Origin of the sequence: Paenibacillus sp. FSL R5-0407 (assembly GCF_038009185.1) — a bacterium.
GTDB classification, from domain to species: domain Bacteria; phylum Bacillota; class Bacilli; order Paenibacillales; family Paenibacillaceae; genus Fontibacillus; species Fontibacillus vini.
In genome coordinates, this window is the sequence record NZ_JBBPAX010000002.1 from 986112 (window position 1) to 1009037 (window position 22926).

Annotated in this window: 26 protein-coding genes; 5 read left to right on the forward strand and 21 right to left on the reverse strand. The window is 44.5% G+C overall.

The annotated features are described in order from the left end of the window. Window positions 1–25 precede the first annotated feature (25 nt). From NYE70_RS23505 to NYE70_RS23530, 6 genes are all read right to left on the reverse strand, one after another. On the reverse strand, window positions 26–280 hold the full coding sequence (locus tag NYE70_RS23505) for a hypothetical protein (RefSeq protein WP_341048518.1): 255 nt from the start codon (window positions 278–280) through the stop codon (window positions 26–28). Further along, entirely contained in the window at window positions 237–422 is a 186-nt protein-coding gene (locus NYE70_RS23510; protein ID WP_306434240.1) for a hypothetical protein, read from the reverse strand. Before NYE70_RS23510 ends, NYE70_RS23505 begins: the two co-directional genes overlap by 44 nt. Window positions 423–458: 36 nt before the next feature. Beyond that, the gene (locus NYE70_RS23515) at window positions 459–1130 is read right to left on the reverse strand and encodes an RES family NAD+ phosphorylase (RefSeq protein WP_213655591.1); all 672 of its coding nucleotides are present in this window, start codon (window positions 1128–1130) and stop codon (window positions 459–461) included. A gap of 663 nt (window positions 1131–1793) precedes the next feature. Further along, complete coding sequence (locus tag NYE70_RS23520) at window positions 1794–2078, reverse strand: YjcQ family protein (RefSeq protein WP_213655592.1); 285 nt, start codon at window positions 2076–2078, stop codon at window positions 1794–1796. Window positions 2079–2137: 59 nt separating this feature from the next. After that, window positions 2138–2434 (reverse strand): hypothetical protein, encoded by a 297-nt coding sequence (locus NYE70_RS23525; RefSeq protein ID WP_213655593.1) that lies wholly within the window; start codon window positions 2432–2434, stop codon window positions 2138–2140. A gap of 269 nt (window positions 2435–2703) precedes the next feature. Beyond that, window positions 2704–2862, reverse strand: a complete 159-nt coding sequence (locus NYE70_RS23530; protein WP_213655594.1) for a hypothetical protein — start codon at window positions 2860–2862, stop codon at window positions 2704–2706. 482 nt (window positions 2863–3344) lie between these two features. Between NYE70_RS23530 and NYE70_RS23535 the strand changes: the two genes are divergently transcribed. The 3 genes from NYE70_RS23535 to NYE70_RS23545 all read left to right on the forward strand — a co-directional run bounded on the left by NYE70_RS23535 (window position 3345) and on the right by NYE70_RS23545 (window position 5168). After that, window positions 3345–4031: a hypothetical protein gene (locus NYE70_RS23535; RefSeq protein WP_213655595.1), complete on the forward strand. Its 687-nt coding sequence runs from the start codon at window positions 3345–3347 to the stop codon at window positions 4029–4031. Further along, window positions 4031–4240: a hypothetical protein gene (locus NYE70_RS23540; protein ID WP_341048521.1), complete on the forward strand. Its 210-nt coding sequence runs from the start codon at window positions 4031–4033 to the stop codon at window positions 4238–4240. Before NYE70_RS23535 ends, NYE70_RS23540 begins: the two co-directional genes overlap by 1 nt. A gap of 505 nt (window positions 4241–4745) precedes the next feature. Continuing rightward, on the forward strand, window positions 4746–5168 hold the full coding sequence (locus tag NYE70_RS23545; RefSeq protein ID WP_213655596.1) for a hypothetical protein: 423 nt from the start codon (window positions 4746–4748) through the stop codon (window positions 5166–5168). 313 nt (window positions 5169–5481) lie between these two features. Here the strand turns inward: NYE70_RS23545 and NYE70_RS23550 are convergent, their stop codons facing one another. Beyond that, window positions 5482–5715, reverse strand: a complete 234-nt coding sequence (locus tag NYE70_RS23550) for a hypothetical protein (RefSeq protein WP_244861592.1) — start codon at window positions 5713–5715, stop codon at window positions 5482–5484. Between the two features lie 29 nt (window positions 5716–5744). Here NYE70_RS23550 and NYE70_RS23555 point away from each other — a divergent pair, with 29 nt between their 5' ends. Then, window positions 5745–6080 (forward strand): hypothetical protein, encoded by a 336-nt coding sequence (locus tag NYE70_RS23555; RefSeq protein ID WP_341048524.1) that lies wholly within the window; start codon window positions 5745–5747, stop codon window positions 6078–6080. Between the two features lie 323 nt (window positions 6081–6403). Continuing rightward, window positions 6404–6640, forward strand: coding sequence for a hypothetical protein (locus tag NYE70_RS23560; protein ID WP_341048525.1), 237 nt, complete (start codon window positions 6404–6406; stop codon window positions 6638–6640). A 164-nt stretch (window positions 6641–6804) separates the two neighbouring features. On the opposite strand, the gene NYE70_RS23565 is transcribed toward NYE70_RS23560, so the two are convergent. The 14 genes from NYE70_RS23565 to NYE70_RS23630 form a co-directional block, all read right to left on the reverse strand. After that, a complete protein-coding gene (locus NYE70_RS23565) occupies window positions 6805–7158 on the reverse strand; it encodes a hypothetical protein (protein ID WP_341048526.1) in 354 nt (117 codons plus the stop codon). A gap of 269 nt (window positions 7159–7427) precedes the next feature. Continuing rightward, window positions 7428–7760, reverse strand: a complete 333-nt coding sequence (locus NYE70_RS23570; RefSeq protein WP_341048528.1) for a hypothetical protein — start codon at window positions 7758–7760, stop codon at window positions 7428–7430. Between the two features lie 554 nt (window positions 7761–8314). Further along, window positions 8315–9010, reverse strand: coding sequence for a glycoside hydrolase family 73 protein (locus NYE70_RS23575; RefSeq protein ID WP_341048529.1), 696 nt, complete (start codon window positions 9008–9010; stop codon window positions 8315–8317). After that, window positions 9007–9519, reverse strand: a complete 513-nt coding sequence (locus tag NYE70_RS23580; RefSeq protein ID WP_341048531.1) for a phage holin family protein — start codon at window positions 9517–9519, stop codon at window positions 9007–9009. Before NYE70_RS23580 ends, NYE70_RS23575 begins: the two co-directional genes overlap by 4 nt. Before the next feature lie 70 nt (window positions 9520–9589). Continuing rightward, on the reverse strand, window positions 9590–14035 hold the full coding sequence (locus NYE70_RS23585) for an LPD38 domain-containing protein (protein WP_341048533.1): 4446 nt from the start codon (window positions 14033–14035) through the stop codon (window positions 9590–9592). Between the two features lie 15 nt (window positions 14036–14050). Next, window positions 14051–14389: a transglycosylase SLT domain-containing protein gene (locus NYE70_RS23590; RefSeq protein ID WP_341048535.1), complete on the reverse strand. Its 339-nt coding sequence runs from the start codon at window positions 14387–14389 to the stop codon at window positions 14051–14053. Window positions 14390–14430: 41 nt separating this feature from the next. Further along, window positions 14431–15933 (reverse strand): hypothetical protein, encoded by a 1503-nt coding sequence (locus NYE70_RS23595; RefSeq protein WP_341048536.1) that lies wholly within the window; start codon window positions 15931–15933, stop codon window positions 14431–14433. Window positions 15934–15982: 49 nt separating this feature from the next. Further along, window positions 15983–16570 carry a hypothetical protein gene (locus NYE70_RS23600; RefSeq protein ID WP_341048538.1) on the reverse strand — a complete coding sequence of 196 codons (588 nt, stop codon included), beginning with the start codon at window positions 16568–16570 and terminating at the stop codon, window positions 15983–15985. After that, complete coding sequence (locus NYE70_RS23605; RefSeq protein WP_341048539.1) at window positions 16570–17082, reverse strand: hypothetical protein; 513 nt, start codon at window positions 17080–17082, stop codon at window positions 16570–16572. The genes NYE70_RS23600 and NYE70_RS23605 overlap by 1 nt, the downstream gene beginning before the upstream one ends. A 61-nt stretch (window positions 17083–17143) precedes the next feature. Further along, window positions 17144–17779 (reverse strand): hypothetical protein, encoded by a 636-nt coding sequence (locus NYE70_RS23610; protein WP_341048542.1) that lies wholly within the window; start codon window positions 17777–17779, stop codon window positions 17144–17146. 15 nt (window positions 17780–17794) lie between these two features. After that, window positions 17795–19192 carry a hypothetical protein gene (locus tag NYE70_RS23615; protein WP_341048545.1) on the reverse strand — a complete coding sequence of 466 codons (1398 nt, stop codon included), beginning with the start codon at window positions 19190–19192 and terminating at the stop codon, window positions 17795–17797. Continuing rightward, on the reverse strand, window positions 19189–19746 hold the full coding sequence (locus tag NYE70_RS23620) for a phage adaptor protein (protein ID WP_341048546.1): 558 nt from the start codon (window positions 19744–19746) through the stop codon (window positions 19189–19191). The genes NYE70_RS23615 and NYE70_RS23620 overlap by 4 nt, the downstream gene beginning before the upstream one ends. A gap of 86 nt (window positions 19747–19832) precedes the next feature. Beyond that, complete coding sequence (locus tag NYE70_RS23625; protein WP_341048548.1) at window positions 19833–20498, reverse strand: serine O-acetyltransferase; 666 nt, start codon at window positions 20496–20498, stop codon at window positions 19833–19835. Window positions 20499–20565: 67 nt separating this feature from the next. Then, window positions 20566–22923 (reverse strand): right-handed parallel beta-helix repeat-containing protein, encoded by a 2358-nt coding sequence (locus NYE70_RS23630; protein ID WP_341048549.1) that lies wholly within the window; start codon window positions 22921–22923, stop codon window positions 20566–20568. Window positions 22924–22926: the final 3 nt, after the last annotated feature.

A 22926-nucleotide genomic window follows, 5' to 3' on the forward strand; every position in this document is an offset into this window, starting at 1 on the left:
TCTGTGATACTCGGTAATGACGCGATCAGTTCACCGCGATCTCCTCCTGGTCAAATTCAGATAGGCCGATATCTGCCCCGGTCTCCTGCTGTTGTTCGAGCAGCACGGCCAGCGCCTCCTCATCCCAACGACCGGAAACTTTGTTCAAAGTGAGGTTAAGCAGCCGTTCCTGCTGGTCGTCCAGGTCAACGACGCTGACGGCCAGCTCCGTATGCCCCTGTTCATTAACCATGATTTTATACCGCTGCTTGCCCGCCGACCATGTTGCCGGTCCGCTCATTCCAGACAATCGGCTCTACATACCCGAACGAAAGAATAGAGTGCTTAAGCTTCTCATATTCCTTATCACCAGACTGAAGGTAAACTCGCGGATTATAAGCTGCTGCGTTTATTTGATCGATAGGTATGATTTTGATGTTCATGATGCACCCCCAAAAGAAAAAGCACCTAGCAGGTGCTTAAAACTTATAATCTATCTTTTTTAATTCCAACTTATGTGTAACTGTAACGTCGAAACAATCTGGGTTGAAAAAACAATAATTAACTCCATCTGGATCAACTGCGCTTTGATATCTAATCCCATCAAACCCTTTCAATTTTATGTATTCTGCTATTGCTTGAGTGGGAAGATACTCAATATCTGCGATATTCGGACGGACAGGGGCGGATAACTTCTCGCTAATTTGTCGTTTGAAACTATTAGGTCGATTTTTTTCCTCTTCCGTGGGAACAAAGTCAATAACATTCATTTGCTTCTTAGGCGTTACAGTAGCTATAACAATTGTCGCATTAATCCAAGGTCTCATTTCAGCAGCAGCGGTTTTATCACCTTCTGCAGCATACAAATAACGAATTCTTCGAGGATTTAGTCTGCCTATGCCTACGTATTTTTCTGGAGGTGCTGTTAAATCTGAATCTGAATACTGATCAACACCCTCATCCAAAATTCTAGCTCTGAAGAGAACCTTATCTGGTTCAATAATATATGGTGTTTTCATAATTGTTTCTATATGTTGACTTAGTAAAGTAGTATTACTATTAATAAAATATCTTGAAGTTTTAAATGAATCCCAAAACTCTTTTAAAACTTCATCTGTGTCTTCAGGCGTGGCCACGTAAAAGTCGATCATTCTTCCCCTCCTTGTCTTTGTATAATTCAAAAAAGAACAAAACTCAAGCGAGAAATTGCAGAAGTAGTAGCTTGCGACGCTTACTGAATCCTAGCTTATGAAACCCCGCCGACAAAAAACAATAGCCTGGATTCGAACTCCGGACTTTCAATTGATCAACATATGTGATTATGCCGTCAGGTGGCGGCTGGCCCCATTCATCAATAGTAGCGGCCACTGCGATGCGGATCATGTCGCTACTGAGATAAGTAGATTCATTGCGGAAGATAGTACACTCCCATGCAAGGAGGCCGTCGTCTCGGATGCCTGACCAGGTAACCCAAACGGCGTTGCCGGTTGCTGTTCGCAGCACAAGATTACGTCCTGGGCGGCAGAATTGAGGACTCCCTACAGTCTGACGCGAATAGTGTCGATCAACAAGAAGGCGGCAAGATCGGTCGCCCTTGTGTGTCAATAACCATGGACCGTAGTCGGGTAAATTAAGCATTAGTTGCTGTACCTAACTGCCTCCTTTAAGTTGAGTTGGTTTCCCGTACGCAGGCGCAACAAACAGGGCCGTACAGCAACGCTGTGGTCCCGTCCTGCGATTCTCTTAACTCTTGCTTATATTCGCCCCCAGAACATATGTGCCTGTCCTAGGCAAAAGAAAAGCACCCGAAGGTGCTATTTTAGCCAGTCGCGAATTTCAATTAACCCCTTGTATGCTTTCCCCCACATACTATTATCTTTTAGGTATTGCTCACCTTTATCAGTTATTACTGGCCCTATTTTAAGGAGGAGAGGTCTGTTATCAGCCCAGAATACTCCAGCGATGTAATCTTCTCGCGAGAGATAATTCACTGCGTTATCAAACTCATCTTCACTGACTCCAAAGTCTTCTTCGGTTAGAGGTGTGTTTCCTTCATTGATTTCCTTTAAGATTGCAAAACGAAGTTTATCTTTATTCATAGACACTCAGTACCTTTCTAAATCAAAGTTTAGGATAGAAAAGAGCAATATGCCTTTCATCAAATGATGTTATTGTCTTTTCTCAAAGGTCCAGAACCTACAAACGAAGCTCTCCCAATCGTTTGGCCAAAGTTCTCATGGGTCAAAAGAATTTCTCCAGTGTACAAAGAATCATCAATCCCCCATGCTTCAAATTGAACATTAGAACCATGAATGTCATTAAAAGATGATTCTGAAACTGCTACATCTAAATCAAATGACTTGAAGCCGTTCGAAACATACCAGGATAGGGACGCATTTTCAAACGAAATGTCCTTCCCATGGATGTTTAATGATTTCAAAGATACCATTGACATTTTGCACTTCCTCCTTTGCCATCAACTTTTCAACATAAAAGATTTACTAAGAGTAAAAAGCATCCGAGGATGGTTAAAATTCATTAGATTGACAATTGATCTGCTATTTTTCTCAGAATAACTTCCCTAAGTATTTGATGAATATCTTCTGGAAATACCTCAACACTGATAGGAAAACTAGAATCATCAATGAGCGTGAGCACCTTGATGTCGTCTGGGTGAATTGTAATTATAACTCTGCCCACATTAATAAAACTAATTGTAACTTTTCATTCAAGAGGACTTAAGCCAATTAGTTCGCTATTTGAATGTATACCGTATGGTTCTGCCTTTAACTCTAATAAAACCTCCTGTAACGCCTTTGTGATCCTGTCTCTTTCTTCAATGTATTCATCAACCGTAGTTTTTAATTTTTCGCGCCAATCCATTTTAAGCGCCTCCTTCCTAAATCAAATTTCGACATTAGGAAGGACTTCCCTGCTTGATGCATCGGCTGGTTACTGTAGAACTGTTTCGCTCCTGTCCACGAACCCCACATGCATCTTTTGCACTTTGCTGGCTGCTTCGGTTCCGATCGCGGACGTTGCAATTGATTACGCTTACCGGCCATGTCGCCGTTCACCTCGGTTCCTCGGCGGTTCTATTCTGCCTTGTGTCACTTTAAAAAGGCTTTTGATGATTCTAATTCTCCCGGGTAATCACGCTCCTAAATATATAAAATTGACAGTCCCTTCCTCCTAATTAATTTCCTTTAATTCCATTATTTATATCATTAATTGCATAATATTGTTAAATTGGTATAATATAAGTGCTTTACTATATTTTACAGATTTGAAAGTGAATCAGAGTGTGAAAGGAGGTAGCAAGGTAGAGCATTTATTTTCTAAAATTATATGAAAGAGGGATGAAAATGTTTAAAAAGGCTATTTTATTAATTTCACTTTCTTTGTTAATGGTGATCACACCAATTTCACAACCGGCAAGTGCATTCGAAAGGCAGAAAACTGATAAATCTAATATAGTAATATATCCAAAAGGTTTATCAATACCACAGGATATCATTCAAGATTTGAAAGATAGTAACCCTGATGCCGGAATAATTACTATTTATGAATATAGTGAGGTCCCAAGCGTTGAAGATAGAACTAGTCAAAATAGTGTCTCCCCCTTGGGCCTTCCTACAACATACGTCTATAAGTATATAAATAGCACAAAGGTTACTGTGGCCGATGCACTTAACAAAGATGAGTTCAAGTTTTCGGTGGCTAGAGGTGAGGAGGTAACATTATCCCGGACATATACTGGTTCTCTTACAGGGTCTCTTTCTGGATCACCTTTTGATAAAGGTGCTATCGGTGCCAATATAACTATAACAGCACAATACACTAAAGGAACAAAATACACAGGGCCATCTGAGTCCTCTAGCTTTAACACAAGAGAATTCAGAATGAAATTTTATGAGGAACGGGGCACTTGGAAACAAATCAAACAAGCTATCAGCACTATAAACCAAGAGGTAATAGCTACTGACACAAAAGAAGGTACCTATAAAAAGCCAACCCGTTTCCTATCTTATAGTATTGACAAGAAAATCTAATGAGAAGACGTAAACACACAATAGGCATTATCACTATTCTGTTACTTCTAGTTTCTTTACCAGCTGGAGCGATATTAGGAAATTTATCTCTCAAATTAGTGGATTTGACACCAGTGATGCAAGATGTTTTTATCCTTTTATCTATAACAATTTGCATATTAGCATCAATTATTTTTTATATAACTTTTTCAAAAGAAACTAAACCTTAAAGAACCTAAACACGGGAGGGTGTCACGAAGGTCATCAAGATTGATTAAGTGACTACCCTCTCTCCCTTTCCCTTTGGATAAAATAACCTCATATAGGTAGTTAAGGATATTCCCTATATGTGTACAAAAAAATAATATTTCAAATACATATGAATTTTTAGAAATGATACATACACTCTCAATTCGTATAGATCCTGATAATTGAGAAACTTTCTACTCCTAGATTAAGAAAAATTAAATAGATAGGCGAGAAGAGTTACGCCCCGGTTTCAATGCCGCATTCATGCGGCCGTGCATGTCATTCCCGCCTTTTTCCATGCTTACATTCTACACGGCAATTAATTCAAGTGGTGTTCAAATTTAATTCAACTTATGGTCAATTTTATCCGTCATTTATATGAAAAAGATGAAACTATTATTCAACTTGAAATTTTTACCTTCTCCCTTATTGGTATATATTGTATTATTTAATAGTATTATTAAAAAAAGTGAAGAGGTGCATTAAATGAAACATCATGTATTTAAGAAGGTTTTACTTGTGTCGTCTGTCATGCTTTTGTCGATCACTGGTTCCGCTTTTGCTGAAGATGCCGTAATTACAAATAAAGGTGAAAGATTACCTTTAGATGCAAATGTTCGTCTTTCCGTTAGCTTGAAGGATTCTGTAACCCCTGTAATCTTGCAAAGTGAATTGACTCTTGTCTCTGAGGAAATTGGAGTATATAATCAGCAAAAGAATGTCACGGTTTCAAGAGACTTTGCTCCAAACGAGACTATTCCTTCATCAATTATTTATACCGAGGATAACGGATCTCAAGGAAGATGGGGTGGAACCCTTAGTAGAACTAATGATCCTGCACCAGTAGCGCTTCCAGGTGGTGGACTTAGAGTCTACTACAAAGGAACTGTTTATAAGGATGTTGACTAAGCACTAATTTATTTTTAAATTGATAAAAAGCAAAAAGAATAGTTCCCTATTCTTTTTGCTTTTTTATTTGTTAAAGTTTCTATATCTCATCGTCCTCAAAAAATCCCATTAACTTCAATATGTTCGCTATGCCCACCGTTCCCTCTTCGATTTTCCACCGAATCGTACTGTCGCTCATGCTGTACCGAAAAAACAACAACGTCTCCTTGCGAGAATAGCCCTGTATATATCTATAATCAATCGCCCGCCTCTCTTCAACATCTAAGATAAGCCCCCAGGCCCGCCGCAACTGCTGCGTATAAAACTTATATTGTTAATACACCCAACGTTGCTTTTCGATCAGGATTGCCGCGTTCGCAGTCTTGTCCGCATAAAGGTCTTCCTGATCGATCTGGCGCGCCGTTCCCCCTACGACTGCCGTCTGCTTCAGTTCCTCTTCATGTTCATCGAAATCCTGCATCAGCATCATCATCTCTTTATATTTCCCTAGCAGGTGCGCTGGACCTCCTGCTTCGAAGCTGTTGGAAAGAGTTCTTCTTGTTCCCATGCCATCGCACTCTTCCCCAAACTAAAAAGGTGAAGTTTGAAGTACGGAATGAGGATCAATTAAGAATATTCCTTGATTATGCTAAACGCAAACAGTACTTTATGGCATTCGAACTCGCTTTATCAATCGGAATGCGGCAAAGCGAAATCCTTGCGCTTCGCAGGATGGACGTCCATCTTGCCAATGAAACCGTATCCGTTCGCAAAGCATACACACTAGCTGAAGTCGGTCATGATTTTGATGATACCAAGAATGATTTTAATACCCGATCAATAGCCCTTTTTGAGAGTACTGTTCGGTTTTTAAAAGAACACTTTGACACTTCCAGCCGAATTATTGCTGAAAAACCCACTTTACTTAACTAAAGGGTAGAAAAATGGTAGAAACATCACGAATTGAACAAAAAAGCGCGGCCCCGGAAAATCTCGGAGACCGCGCCGCGCTTGACTTGTTAAAGATGCTGATGAAGGGATTCGAACCCCCGACCTACGCATTACGAATTCGTCGAACACTTGTTACGTAAGATAATTTAAGATTATCTAAGCGCAGAAAATCCTTTGTTTCATAGGGGTTCGCTGGAATCAAGATTATCTAAGATTATCTAAGATTACCTAAGCGCGTTTGCAAAAATGTTTGCAGCCTTTGAAGTTTAGCCTAAGACAGTACAAATTGTACGGAGGCTAAAACGATGAGAATGAAAGACTTGAAACCAGGCTTACCAATCCGGATTATTGCTGACCACCCAAACGGTTACGGCGGCCGCAAAGGCAAAGTTGTTGCGATAGGGACTTTCGAAGGCGGGCCGAAAACCATAGGAGTATTAGTCGATATTTATGAGGCGTGTTTAATAATCGTTAAGCCTGAGCATCTGGATCCCGGCGAGCCTGATCCAATACCTCCGGGATGGGAAGAAATCGAATTATAGATGGAAAGACCACGGAAGTATTGTCTCCGTGGTCTATTTGTTTGTATGCTATTATGTTGGCCCTATATATTAAAGGACAATTCCTTTGTTGAAGAAATCCTCCCAACACATTACAAAGAACGTTGCTTTAGGATCAAAAGGTCTCCTAGTCGTCATATGTACCTCTAAAAAAGAATTACCATTAAAGCTTTGTAAACTTTATCGTCAACCTCTGCCAGACTGCGCTTTCCGTCCTTCCAGTTAATGACGATTCTATGCATGCCCTTCTTTTTAGCGGATAGCCCAGCTAACAAGCCCACTGGTCCTAATAATGCACCACCCACTAACCCCCGCCCTACTGCACTGGCGGCACTTGTTTGATACTCTTCATCAATGAGTTCATAAGATTCCACCGTGTCTTTATTGACTAATACGTTCTTTTTAAAAAGCCCAGCTATCATCTCAACTTTTTGACCTGTAAAGTTCAGCTTGAAAGGGTTACCTTTATAATCGCCAGCTATGATACTACTTATAGCCATTCTATCTCCTCCATCGACATATTATAACTTCATAAAACAATATTTTCCTATATGTGTCAATGAGTAGTGAATATCTATTGGATATATTTTACTGAATCTACACGAGGGAAGAGGAATCTACACCGAGCCACATGAAATAAGGGATTTTCAGATTTTAAGACGAGTTTAATCTACAAGAGAAAATATCAACCCACAAATCAATTTGCGGGTAAAGTACGGGTAACAAAAAAAAGCACTGCCGATCATCCGGCGGTGCTTTTTAGTATTTACTATCTTGAGGCTTTAAAGATTTGTCCTACCTCTGTTACATACTTTCCTAACCTTATACTGATCTCTGACCGCAGCACATCCCTGGTCACTGCGAATCGATCCACATATCCGCGGCATACATAAGGATAATAAATCACAAAGCCTTCCTGGCTGTACTCCTCACGGTTCACCTGAATTCCATGTTCTTTTAATGTTTTCCTTAAACGCTTTGTTTCTTGAAAAATTTGCTCATCGATCCATTCTCCACATAACTTATATGCTTCTCTGAGCAAGATTCCTGATAACTCTAAATCGGTCAAACTTTTTTGAATCATAGGATGCATCTGCAGCATCAGTATGTAATCCCGCATCAACCTTCGTTCCTCTATTGTTATTATACCTTCTGCCTTTTCGGTCGTTGACACCATATCACCTCAATTTATACGAACATATATTCGTATTATATGCGTAAAGGCGAGATTTATTCAAGGGGACAAAATTAATTGAGAGCTTATTACTTTTTAAGTAAAGTCTTACGTGTATACAAAATTAAATTAATAAGAACTAATAATACTCCAGCAAATATCGTGTAATTAGGAATACTCCATATGACACTAGGAGTGAAATTTTTTAGTGCTTGATAATCTTGGTGAACTGTATCAGCAAGTGAAACAAAAATCATTATCTTTTCAAATCCGCCTAATGCTATCAACAATATTCCAAGTGAGTAAAACTTCAATATTATCCACTCCAATCAATATAGTAATTATGCCCTTTAACTATTAATGATCTCGTCACGTGAAAAGATTATAAATAACCCACCGACCAATTAAGGCCGGTGGGTTTTGAATACCGATGCTATCGGATTGCACTACGGTGCTTCCGTTAATGTTAATATTACTATACCCTAATTATTGGAAACTCGCAAGCCCACGGCCAAAGTCCGCCAACCCTCTTCCGAAAATTCTGGTTCACTGACCTTGCCGCCCAGATCTGCCGATCCGAATTCCTTAACAAACCATTTTGGAGCCGGTACCATCTTGGCCTTCTCTTCCAGTTTCTCTACCCGAGCCGCAAGCTTTTCAAAAACAGTTCTTTCTTCCTTCGTCATGGGTTCATCCTCCTTGGCCGGCTTTGTCGCCGATTCATCATATTTGTAAAGATTCCATTCATTCATAATCGAAATCAGTTTCTCAGCGTATTTTGGATCTGTTGCGTAACCGGCTGCTGCGATCGCTCGGGCCGCATCAGCTCCCCGCTTTCCGATCACACCTTTATAGAGATTACGGTTCCAGCTCACACCATCCAGGATAAGCCTTGAATGATCCGCTATGGATTCGCCCCAGTTATGGTAAGCGCGAAACGCTGCGTTTACCTTGATCGGCCTGCCGCTAACATATTCGGTAGTTGGCATTGTGCAGCTGCCGGCTGATCCTTTCCCCTTAATGCCAAACAGGTTATTTGCCTTTACTGTCAGACCGCTCCCACCCCATGCCGACTCCAAGGCGCCCTGCGCAATAGTCAGAGATGCGGCAATATTTGTCCGCTGCATATCCAAGACAGCGAAGGGGGCTATCTTAGCTATAAACTCTTTTCTAATCATTGGGTACCGCCTCCATTTTGCGGATGCTCCGGCTTGGCCGGATTATTCTTAGCTTTATCCTCGTTAAGTTGCAGCAGGAAATCTTTAATCTTGTCCGGAAGCGGAACACCCAGGACGCCGAAGTTCTCCACAACGCTTAGAGCCTCGCGACCGATGTAGAAGAAGATTGCTGCGGTCCTGAATAAAGGCATACCCGGCTGGATCCAAGCGTCGACCAGTGCAGCCAGACCGACAACAAAGATGACGACCCCCTTTCGAACGCCGCCCCAAAACATAATGTCGCTGCTAACCGTTTTTGTTTTAAAGGCTCCGGCCACTCCACTGACATAATCGGCCAACATGAGCACGACGAGCAACTGCAGCGGTTTATCCCATCCCCCAAGCCATCCCGCAGCAGTTGCTAACAAACCAGTGACGGCTGCCAGCGAACCGGTAGAAACTTCCTTGCTACCAGATCCAAACGCAGCGGTGAAAATCGTAGTAAATAATAGCTTTCCATGATTCAACATGTGCCTCATCCTCTCAATATGAATAGCCCCCGGATCGGCTCCGAGGGCAAAATAAAAGCGCCTATTGGCGTCAGTATGGAACGATATCACTGGCTAGGGAATTACCCATCTCTGCCATCTTGTTAATGCGGTCTTGCAGCTCACGGAGTTTATCCCGCTTCTCCTTATTGCTAAGATTCTCATCACCTTGTACATTGCGGATCTCCTTGCGTACGGCGGACATGTTCTGACTGATCTTCCCTAACCGCTTTCGGAGAGCGTCATTATACCAGCTCGGCAGTTCCTTGAGCTCACGGTCCGCGTAAGCCTGGTCTAGCTTATCCTTATAATGATAAAACTCAGAGGACAAGTCATTGCTGAATACCGGGTCCGCTGTCATCTGCTGGGATAATGCATAACCCACATCACCACCGGGCGACATGAGCGGTTGCCCGAACTGGGCCAAGAATCCGAAATATTGTCGAGCCAGGTAATCCATTTGCTTTGGACTCTGTTCGATTGGTGTACCATGAGTTTTTTCACCGATCCACCGGGCGATATTTGTTGTCTTTGCATCAGATTGGAGACCGGGAGAAAGTCTCTCCAAGTAACCGGGCACGATAGGTGCGCCACTGAACGTCTTATTTGCCGCAACGTCGGCTATCGGTCCAAGGATGGTATCCCCAACGGCCCCCAGCAACCGATCAGTCAGTCCTCCGCCTTTTGCCGCTCCTTGAATACCAGGTGGGATAAACGTCGTCCGCACACGGTCTGCAAAGTCCCGGAACGCTGCCGGGTCCTGTTCCGCAAACCTTCGCATAAGCCGCTCCGGAATGTCTGCAAAGATGGTGCCTTGCTCTTGCGGCTTGGCAATCTTGATAAACGTTCCATCTCCCCGGGGGATCAGCAGGAAAGCATCCTTTGTCCGGTTACTGAGCTTTTGGTAATTCGGGTCGTCGTGGTTCAGGGCGTACAAGGCGAGCGTCGGAACCGTGATAGCCAGCGCCGATTTAACAAGAGCTTTAACAGGATCGTCCCGATATGTCCGGACTGTCTTGTCCAGCCCCTGCATCGCTGCGTTGAAATAAGGAAACACCTTATCGACCTCTCCCGACAAAGCCCCCCGCCGCTTGAAGTTCACAGTTAGGTCCTGCGCCTCTTTCAGTGCGGCTTGAATATCTCCGCCTTGACGTTGTATTCGTTTGAATTCCGATAGACGAGGTGCAATTTCCACAGCGTTCAGGACGTTCTCATAAATATCCTTCACTCTTCCTAAAGAAGGGCGGATACCGCTTTGAGGAAGGATTTGTCTCTTACTCTGAGCCAATAGATTCCGGTCTGCCGCAATAGCAGAAGCATGTCCGCCGCCAATATTCAGGAAGTCCTTATATGCACCACGTCGCATGCCAATATCTACGGCCGCGCTGATCAAGTCCGTAACAAACGAGATCGGGTTATTCGTTGTCTTGCTGGCAATATACGCCTGCGGGATGTCCCGGAATAAGTTACGGGTCAAGGAAAACACCGGGTTGCTCCCTGTAGTAAGTAGCTTCATCGTATTCGTAAGCTTGCCGATGGCGTTGAGCAGGAATCCAGATTGTTCCGGTCCGAGTGCCGTAAGTGCGCTCAGTAGCTGCTTATCCTTAATCTTCACATGGACCGCCTGGCCATCTACCAGTGCCCGGACGATATTGTCCTTATCCAGCTGAGTCCGCTGCATCGCCTTGTCAAAATCGGCAGAGAACCGGAACAATAATTCATCGAGCCCACCCTCATCCAGCACGATCTTGGCAATATCGTCCGGCTTCTCAGGCTGCTTAACAATCTCTGCCCAAGGTTCGAAATCTTCCGGAGCTTGTTCGATATTCTTCACATATTGCTGCATGACCTTATTCCGCTTAGCCGACTTTACAAAGGAATCAACATTCTCGATCATCGCTTCTAACGGGCTGATGATCAACCGTTGAGATCCACCAACTTGATACCCTTTAACCGGGTTCGACTGGTTCCCATAACCCCGTTTCTTACCGCCGAAACCTTTACCTGTCTTCTCCAGCTCCGAGAAATAACGTTTATTCGGTACGTAATAGGGATTCTCTTTAATCCAAGAGTCCAGCATTTCTTGTGGGATCATACCAGTATCAACGAGCCAATGTTGAGCCATTTGAGCCTGAAAGTCATACAGGCCTTCAGCCATCTCAGCAAACTCCGGGAACATCTGCTCATACTCAGATACCTTCTGCGCCCCGTATGACGGCGACCAATTCAGATCATCACGGAATACTTTCTCCCCGCGCTCCCACCGGGTTATGGCATGCTTATTAAGCAGGTAATCCTCAAAATCAACATAGATATGCTTGTTTTTCTTCATCAAAGTTTTGAGCGGAGCCAAGATGCTCTTAAGAGATTCGCCCACAACTTTACCGTTAGCGTCTACAAGGCCGTCCGTTATGATCCGCTTAGCGACAACATCGGCGCCCCGGGATGCTAAACCGAGATCATGGATACGCTGATTGGACGGGATCTTTTCACCCATAACCTGCTCCAGGAGTTTATCTTGATGGTTAAGCGGATTAAGATCGTCAACCAGGGCAGTGTAAAGCTTATCCGCTGTTACTGTCACACCAGACGCTTCCTTCTTCTGCCGGCTCACCAGTTGCGAGCGAGTATCAGTCCTAAGCGAATCATAAGGGTCCACCTTTGAAAATGGAGAGATCCCCAAACCGGATTGTTCCTCGAATTGCTCCGGCCGGAGAATAGGACTAGCTTCCGGATCAATTATTGGCGATTCAGCCGGGGTTACCTTACTCTTTGGAATCTCTACCCGGCTTGCTTCCGGGCTAAGAAGAAAGTCGATGTCCTCATTGGACAGACTCGTAATGTCTCCCCCAGCATTAAGCTTAGCCATTATTTCCTGCTCACGCGGAAGCACGGCTTTGTCCGGATTAGCAGTCTCCACCGGATCGATCGGAGCTCTAGACGCCCGCTTTGTTTCGCTCGGAACAACTCTTGTATCTTTAAGTTCTTGCGATACGATCGGCTGCTCCACCACTTTCAAAGCCGGATCGAGCTCACGAACACTATTTAGAAGGTTTTCCCGAACAGCTACCAAACCTGCCAACTGATCGTCATAACCATTCTCAGCTCGCCAGGATGGCGCATCCCCCACCTCTGTTCTGAATCCCTCATCTACCCGTTTACGAGCAAGAACATAAAGATCCTTGTTCGAAGGGACCTTGTTATGTTCCGCATAAAAATCACGGTACCATTGAGGGTTATCAGACTGCCACCCGGTGCGAGAGACAAAATTCCCATTCTCATCGAAATTCATGGACCCCGGTCTTCTACCCATTCTCGTATCACGTGATTCCTTCAGATACTTATATTCATCGATTACTGCTTGCTCATACCTGGTGTTCAAGTCGTTAATCGCTCGATCGATTTCTTGGAGTGCCGTCCGACCTTCAGCGGCATTTTCAACGGCAGCTCGCGTGGCCGGAGTCGCTTCAGGTAAATCAAACTTATACTCTGGCGTAATTGGCTCCGTTCCAGCCGCCACATTGGACCGTTCAGACGCCGCAGCAATACGGGAATCCTTTCGTCCTTCTGGCAGAGCAAGAATTTCCGCAATCTCTTCCTCTGGAATTCCGTTCTTCTTGAACAGTTTGGAAAGCCCAATGCCCGCAGCCTTGAACGCCGCTCCCGTAGCGCCTCCTATAACCCCGCCTAGCGCGGCATCGGTAAGAATACCCTTATCATCCTCTCCGGTCATTGCACCAAAAGCAGCGCCCTGCATCGTCCCTGCCGCCGTCTCTCGGAGCGCTTCCCGGGTGATCGCCTGAGCCGTATGCGGCTTGACTAGTTTGCTTAGTTGATTGGCTGCAGCTTGTTCCAAACGCTGCGCCGCCGGGGTAGTCAGGACCTTATCAGCAACGCCGTACGTCCCTGCGATCGGTCCGGTCCCGACCGGAGCACCTGTTGGTGTGAATACACTCGCAACGGAACCGGCAATATCCGCCGCCTTATTGGCTACTTTGCTGCCTGTATCCGGTTGGATCGTCACCGGATGCCCGCCAGACATAACAGAGTCCGCCTGGTGACCAATACGGGAAACAAAATTACCAACCGGATTATCATAGAAAATTTTATTCATTGCCCCGGCAAATGCTCGGATCGGAGCGGGATCATCTTTAATGGCTTCCATCCGGCGCTCATACTCTGTTTGCTTCGGCTGGCTAAATCGTTTGTTTACGATGGCTGCTTTCTTGGAATTCTGATGTTTACTAACCTGCGCGTCATACATCGCGGCGTTGATCAAATTCAGAGGGGTTACGGCTCCGAACTGCTGCTGTAGTTCGGCCATCGGTTTACCAAAGCTATTTACCGGCTCAATTGACCGGTTGCGGATGGCGTCAAACACAGAACTGCTTTGGGATCCGGAAGAAGCAGGAGCGGGATTACTTAACCGCTCCATGACACGCCGCTTCGCCTCTTCCCCTCTTTGTCGATTTCGTACCAAGTCGAATTCACTTGCCATTGTACCACCACCGCCTTAATACCACTTATTTTTATCCCAGAACTGAAGCGCTTTTTCCGGTGTCTTGTAGCGGTCCTTAATATATTTCAGCCCGGCAAGGGCTTGCTGATAGGGATCGTCCCAGTCCACCTTGCTTCCGCCATAGTTCTTCCTCGTCCCATCCAGAAATTGAAACAACCCTTCAGCGGAAGACTTAGGATTCTTAGCCGAAGGGTTGAAACTGGATTCTCTGGCCACGAGTTCAAGGGTGGGCATAAGCCAATCATTCGGAAGCTTCAAATCCCGAATTGCCTTCTCGATCGCTGAAGATGCTGTTTTGAAATTAGCTGGGTTTGCCGCGGCATCCTTGCTCATCTTGTAGTAATTTTTGTAGGCCCCGGAGCTACCGGGGCTACTCAGTTTCCCGAAGATGCCCCGTACTTCTTCATATATCCATCGATCTCCGTTTTGGTCATACCGAGTGAGTTCAGAATCTGATTCGTCTCAGCGTCACTCAGGCCTGAGTCAACAACGTTCAGGAACATCTGTTCACGCTTGGCCGCGTCTTTAGTTAGAGCATTACCGATCTTCTCCTGCCCTCCGGCGCCGTCCGGCGCGTAAACTGGCTCCGTATACAGACTCTTCATGGATTGTAGAACCTGGTTAGCCGTCAAACCTCCGGTCGACCCAGTGGATGCAGGATTCATCATGCTGTAATCCAACTGAGCCCACGCCCGCGCATTATCGTCCTGAGACAATGCCAGTGACGCCTCACGATATGCCTGTTGGTTTTGTTCCTGGAGCAAGTTAAGGCCATAGCTCAATCCATTCTGGCGGACTGCTTCGTCAAACTGCATTTTCCATTGCTTATCGCTAATAGCGTCCCTTGCTTTCTGGTATGCAAATTGCTCCTGTGTCATGTTTTGGCTAAATGCCTGGTCACTCCGAGCCATATCAAGCTGCTGGCCCGCAAGTGTTCGGATCCCAGCATTTGATTTGCTGGCACTATTATAATTGACATTAGAACCATAAAGGCTTGGATCAATACCGAGAGCTTGCAACTGTCCACGCAGAATGTCTGCTTGTTGGCTTAAGCCGGCGCGCTCTTGAGCTGTAACCCCCTGCGCTTCTGCCTGCTGCTTCAAGCCGAGAATTTGGTTGATTACCTGCCTTGCCTCTGTCGGGAGATAATTTCCGGTGAGCTGCGCTTCCGCAATCGGCTTCTGGAAATATTCATTGTCCTGAAGGCCATAAAGGTTCGACAGGTTGCCGAGCGCATCTTGCCCCACACCGTAATTGAGCTGCTGAACCTGTAGGCTCCTGTTAGCGTCATCGTTGTAACGTTGGTATGCCTGCTGCATAAGAGCTGGAACAAGATCGTTTGCTATACTTTTCATCGCGTTTGTCCCAATTTGATTGGCCACCGTCTCAGACCAGGATGACTGGCCTTGTCCGCTAGCCCGAAGCATAGCATTCGTGTCAATTTGTTGATTCTCTACGTTTCGCTTAGCCTCTGCCAGTTGAGATTGGTAAGCAGGATCTGAGTTTTGATCGTATGAAAATGGATCTGGGGCGGTATATTGGAACTGCGCTTGCTTATTAATAAAGTCATTGATCCTTCCAAGAGTATCAACTGTTGGGCTCGTTGGCGGGGTATACGTTGCTTGTGGTGTTGTCTTTGCTGTAGAGGCAGCCTGAACCATCGGGTTCGCTTGTTTTGCCGGCTGACTGTATTGGCTCCAAGTGCTATCGAAATTTTGTTGACTGGTAAGAGCCCTGCCGTTATTACTCGCATCGGCTTTGATGAAATTCTTACCGTCGATCGTTACATAGCCGTTGGCATAGCCAATTCGGGCATTATCCACGCCCTTTTGATTCAAGGCGTCGCGGATTCCATAATTATAAGTTGCAGTAGCCATAAAGCACCTCCTTCAGGGGCATAAAAAAGAGCCCTCAGTTTGAGGACTCTCACTTCAATTTAAGATTATCACTTAAGTTTGACCAACCACTCACTGTACCGTTTTTAAAGGAAATAGAAGATAGATCATATCCCCAAGATTCCATAGCACCTATAGAATGAACACTATCAGGGGTACCCATTATACTCTCAACAAATTCAGAACTATCTCCTTTAACGAAATAAGTTCTTCCTTCTTCAGGTAATGGCGAACTTATGATAGGTGTTCCATTCGACCTATTTCGTACAGCGTCAAAATCAGAAGTGCTATTTTGATCTTCCGTATTCGGCATTGTAAAATTAAGTTCATTTTGAACTCTACTCAAAACATCTGATACTATGCGATCTTCCTGTTTTGTAATAAGTTCTTCAATTTCTTGCTTCTGTTGATCCAACTTAGTATCAATGGAGTTATACTCACTCACATCAGCCCAGCCGTCTGAATATAAAATTTGAGTTTTTCCTGTGAACCTATTTATTTTGACAGGGTACTTTTGATTAAGCTTGTCGTACTTATAAACACCCGGATAAACAAACACGAAAATAAGAGCAAGGCTCAGGACTGATAAAAAATATAGAGCAATCTTATTCTTAGCCATTACTTAGCTTGCCCTTCGAGCAAATCTAACTGATCCTCTTGTTCCTTTAGAACGGAATTAAGCTGATCCAATGACTTTTTGAAAGCATCATAATTATTCTGATAATTTTGTTTGTAAATATCATTTGTGGCTGACTTTACTAATGCTTCGTAGTGGCTAACTTTCTCAGCAGTGGCATCAATCTTTTTCTTAGTCTCATCAATTAATTCTTGTTGCTTTTTAATCGCTTCCGTATTTACCGTGGATTCTTCAGGTGTTTGCGAACTTGTAGTCAAGGATATTACTCCTCCTTTTTCAAAAGAAATATCAGCACCGATCTTATCCGATATATCTCTAACAGGAATGAAACTTTTATTGTCAACAATGATAGCGTTGCCTGCCGTTTCCCCATTAACCTTTACAGGTGTCTCGCCTGATACTTTCTTACCAATATAATTTATACTTGCACCGAAAGCTTGGGTCGACATCATTAACATTGCCCCAACAAAAACACCAACAACAAATTTCTTCATGCTATGACACCTCACTAGTTTTTCCACCATTATAGCAGGGAAAATCAGGAAATGTAAGTTGTTATATCGGCCCCGCTACTTGCTGTCCGTTTATCCAAACCCCCTTTCGACCCAGAATATTAACTTCCTCTGTAGTATTTATGTGGATGTTAGCATCATTACTAGATATAGCAATCGCATTTTCTTCCGTATCATACAGGATATAAGCTACTCCTACAGGAGTCATAAACCTAATTATGGGGGAGAACATATCTGACGGAGAGTAGATTTGAACAGCATTATTCCAATTTTTCCATGCTCCCATCATGTTGTTTGTATTACTTATCTCAACAAGAGGGTAGCTCCCGTAGCTAGTCGCTATATATGACCCGAATATCTGTACAGATTCAATCAACCCAGCAAGGATATGCCCGAGATTCGCCGTGATCGCTGACAATTCATTCACCGTAATTTTTTCTGCCGTAACGGCCCCGGCCTGGATCTTATTTGTTGTAATGGCTTCGGCTTTGATATTCTTCGCTTCGATCCCCTCGGCCCGAATGTTATCAAAGGCCACATTACCGTTAAGGATAAATTCCAGATCCTTTGCCATCTTAGCTACCGTGTTTGCGAGATCCTTCACATATCCCAAAATTACTGCCACATCGTTAGTCGGCGGCGGGGAATTTAGCCGTGGGGAATCATTCCATATCGACACAATACCACTCCTCCTCTAATACAACGGCAGCTGCCTAGTCTGCCGAGTAAATTCATGGAGCCTTACCCAGCCGGTACCGCTGAACTTAACCCGGATCCAGTTCTCCCTTGCGAAGCTGGCCACAGGGATGATCACACGCCGGGCTTGTGTACCAGATCCGCTAATAGTCTGAACTAGCTTCCAGTCCTCTCCTTGAATCGACGGGGACAGGTGAATCTGCATCGTTCCCGTCAACTCAACAACCACCCACATCTTGTACCAACGCATTTTCTGCGCGGCGGAGCCGCCGTTGAACGGCTTCGTTGTCGCTGACCAGGTAATCCCATTACCGTTATCTGTGGTTCCTTCCAGACGGAGCACACGGCCCTGAGCGTCTCCGATATAAAGCTTGTTCTGCATGACCATAAAGTGTACCGCCTGAATCCCGCTCCACCTACTCCAAGCCTGAATACCGGCGCGTGGATCGTACACCATCAGTCGATCAGACGGGATATTAAAATATAGCTTTCTCCCATCCGAGCCTGCAGCGCTTTGGTCGGTGATACCCGATAGGAAGTTTCCAACTATCTCCGAAAATGATTTCTCTGGCGGCATTCCGCCACCGTATTCATATATTCCTGTGTTATGCATGAATCGCATAAACCCTTCTTGAGTGATGGCCGCTTTATGATTGGCCAGCCCTGTGTCCTCGGTGATCAGCTTCGTGTTGAAGTCGGAAGGAAGCGAACCGTACAACTCATGCAGACTGCCAGGCATACCGATCGTCAACTTGGATAGGCTGCCTGAAAGCATGTTAATGTCTTCCCCGCGGCGGGACTCAATCTTTTTGCGATAGCTGTCATCCTGGTTGCCGGTAAATTTCGCCCAAGTCGTAGGCTGATCCAGCGCACAAGACCAAAGCTCCTTTCCTACAGCGCACCACAGCCTGTTCTGGTAGGTCGTCATGTACTTGCCGTTCTGCGGTGCACCGCTAAGGTTGGCCACACTGGATCCGTCGTACTTCTTAACTGGGTCCGCCCCATTGCAGCCGATCAGGTTTACATCGGAGAGGTTGCCCTGGAAGTTGGTGAACGACCATTCCGCAGATGTATTAAGCCCGCTGGCTAGCGTGCTCCAAGACGATCCATTCCAGCGCCGCCAAGTCCCGTCATTGAATACAACATGCAGCTCTCGATCTTTCCAAACACCCATTCCAAGAACACGAGATCCGCCGTTCCCGATAACCGAATAGCCCGGCCTAGTGGAGATGGCCGGGTAATCGTCTGTGGTCATATTCTGCGTATCCGTGAAATAGCTATCGTCAATGGATAGAGGATCGAATCCATTGAGCCCTTTAAATTCTCGAATAGGGATAGGCGCGAGTACGCCAGGTAAAGGTTGTTTTTCAGAAGGCTCATACTGGATCAGCTTCATCCCGCTGCACCACCCTGGTAGTTTTGAGCGGCAACGTTCCAGGCTGCCTTGTACTCGTTCTCGTAATTGGCCGCCTTCACGCTGTCGTCTTGTGTATTCGCGATATAGGCCGCCAAGGCAGGAACATATGTCCAGTGATATTCCGGCGGGGCATCCGGTTCTGTCTGCAGATTGGCCGCTGAGAAGTTTGTCGTTCCGATCATCCGGTATCGGAGAACGCCCTGAAGATTCGCGAATGGCGCAGGGAACAGGGTCAGCTTGGATGAGTTATCATCAAACAGGTATGCATTCTGTCCAGGCAATACGGCATCACGTTCAAGGCTCTTGAACCTGAACATTCCGACCATCACCAGATCAATGTTCTTCGATCGAACGTCTGCCGGCAGCGTGTAACTCGGCTCCGCTGTTATGCAATCAAACATTGTGATTTGAGGAATTTTAACTACGTTGAAAAAATCCTGATTGATCGCATTTAGCCGAAGGACCTTATCGGCAACCGGGACCTCGTTCGGAACCAGTTCGTCTGCCATAGAGATGATTTCACCGATATTCATATCGCTTCAACTCCTTTCCCAGAAAATAAAAAGCACACCCATTTAAGGATGTGCTTGCTGCGTTAAATCGTCCAACTGTCTAACTTTTATTTCTTACCTATAAGGCGTTTGACTACTGATTTTAATGATTTTGAAAAGTGCTTTTCAGGGTTTAATTTATTATATTCCTCAATAAATTCTGCCTTTATTTTTTTCATGAACGCTTCATCTTTGTGTCTAGCAATCGCCAGGTATGACTTTAGATATTTGTCTACGTTTTTTGGTGTAATTGTTCCGACAATTTTTGCTGGAACTCCAGCAACTATACTAAATGGAGGAACGTCCTTCGTTACTACGGCATTGGCTCCAATTACAGAATAACTTCCAATCTTAATACCCACGCCGATCAGTCTTGCTCCGGTACTAATATAAACACAGTTTCCAATTACCGGGGCCGCCCCAATGGTTACGTTCGTTCCTATCATGCCGTACTTACCCATTTTTGTAAGTGGGTGAATAAGCACGCCCACTCCACCATACGCAATTCTTGTCTCCGAATCCAAGAAACATGAAGAACTGATAACACAGTTATTAACTATGCGATTTAATGTTTCACATTTCTTCGCAGTCTCAAAATCTTTATTGTCGTACGCCTCTCTGCCGTATCTATATAGTCGCTCTGCATTTAAATCAGCGTATTTCGTAAACTCCCCTATAAAGTCACTCTCAATCAACTCTTTATATTCTGCCTTTAAGGTTGTGTTTAAATACATAAAACGCCCCTCGCTTTCTAATCAACTCCTTTATTTTTATTCTGTGCTTTTACTCAAAATCCTTTAATTATGGCGAATAGATAGGTATATACCTTCTCGCCCCATCTACCCAAACAGAGATTTTTCCAACTTCGCTAGGTGCGGAAGTCGTTACTACATCAGATCCTTTGACGTGTAAGTGACCGTCAAATCCTCTATCAGGACGCACTCTATCTATGTCCAATCTTGTAGGAGATATTAGGAATATATCTAAATTAAAATTAAATGCCTCAAGAGCGTCAAAATAACTAGTGTCAGCATTAAGCATATAGTTGTTTACGATAGCACCTTTAAACAAACTAGCAGTGTGTCCAAATAATTTAAAATATTCCGTTGCGTTCGCTCCACCACTCGCAGTCAAAAATGCTTTATTGTGTCCAGAGTTTAGGGTACTGTAGCTGTTCTCACTTACAATAAAGTTTGTACACGCCTCCAACCTTATTGGAATAGTCCCTTGGCTTGCTGTAGACAGACCGTTAGCTATCTCAATCAGGGTATTTCCCCTGACCATAATATCACAGCTAAATGCAATCCTTATGCCATTATTGCCGGAATTGTAAAGTGGGTTTTTAGTGGTGGCATCTCGCTCCCAACCTGATTGATAAATGTGATTTTCAACAATAGAAACATCTTGTACATAAGCAACCCGGATAGAAACTTCTTTGTTATACTTTATCCGGTTCCCTTTAATTGAAAATCCGCGTGCATTGTTTGCTGCTACGTGACTGCAATTAATAGCAATCATTCCGGAACCAAGTACATGTGCAGATTTTTTATTATTCTTGGAGTTTAATACAGTGTAGTTTACACTATCAAAAGTCTCATATGGAGCTAAGAAATCTATGTGATTGTTCAGTATATAAAAATCTTGAACTATTCCATTTTCTGCGGATGAGCCTGCTTCAATTCCTGGATGTAAATCGCCATCAGGCGCACAGCAATATCCGTATATATAATTGCCTTCAATATTAATATTCTTGATATTCCCTCCTCCCGGCTTATTTCCAACGCCTATTCCGCATAACCCTGCTGCATATATTCGGTTATCTTTAATAGTTACACTATCTGAACTAGAGGAAGCAGACGATACAGATAAAGCCGTACCACCCGAATATCTGATAATATTAGAGAAAATGTCCATGTTTCTTGCGCCAGTCAAGCGTATAGCCGCGTAATTCAACCATGTATTTAAATCTCCGCTAACTCCGATGTGCTCACATGTGTTATTTCTAAACAATCCGCTATTTTCAGAACCGTGCCAAAGCCCTGAAATGTGCTTTACAGAATTTTCTTCAACGAAAATTTCAGAACCATGCGATACGCCAAAAAATGTTGCATCGAAGCCATTCCCGGTCGCTGTACAATTATGAACTTTAATATTTTTCCTTATTCCATCTCCCATAGGGTTATTGACATCCCCTAAAAATAAACCTGACACCTTCTCCTTTCTAAAATCAAAATGGATACCCTTAATCTCAATATTTGATTGTTTCCCCATTCCGCATTGAAAGACGGCATTTTTATAAACTCCCTCATATCCGACGACATCAACCAGCGGAGCGTCGGATGGTACGAGTATAGTACAACCTCTACCGTCAATTTTTATGTCACCCAACAACTCTATTACATTGAGTTGCTTCACCACATATGTTCTGTTTGATTTAAATTTCAGAGTCTTATATCGAGATGAGATGACGGCATTTTTAATCGCAATTGAGTCATCGGTACTTCCATCACCAACGGCTCCGTAATCCTCAACCTGCACATATTCCGCCAACTGCGCAGTAACATCAGCGATCGCATCGGCGTTCCCTTTGACCGTTTCCGTTGTTCTGCCGGCACCTGCCAGACTCTCGACGTCCTCGACGACTGTATCCAGTGCCACTTTATCTGCAGCGCTCATCAGCCCGCTAATTGTACCCGTCGCCTCCGGGATCGGGTCCGCTCCGTTGCTCAAATGTTCGGTCCCATGCTTCCCGGGAATGGCCGTACCAGAACTCGTAATCCTGATTTCTTTATTCGCAGGATCAGGGGTAACAGTTATGCCAGTGCCGGCAGTGATAGTTAGATGATCCTCTTTCTGTCCGGCTGGAATGTTATTAATCACAGAATAAGCATTCTGATTAATCTCAGCTCCGGCTTGGATGCCGTTCAGTTTCGCCTGATCCACACCAGATATAAAACCTGCCTCGGCGTCCGGAACGGCCAGAGAATGCGCTGAACCGCCTGTTCCAACGTGTTCCGCTAACCTTTCATCGGAATAGTCCTTTGCAGCCTGCTCGGCCTTATCAGCTTTTTCCTGTGCTCCTGCCGGGGTTTCCCATTGCGGCCTTGCATTTTCTGCAATGTCTTCGCTTGTGTCCCTCCAGGGGAATCTGCTTCTCATTTT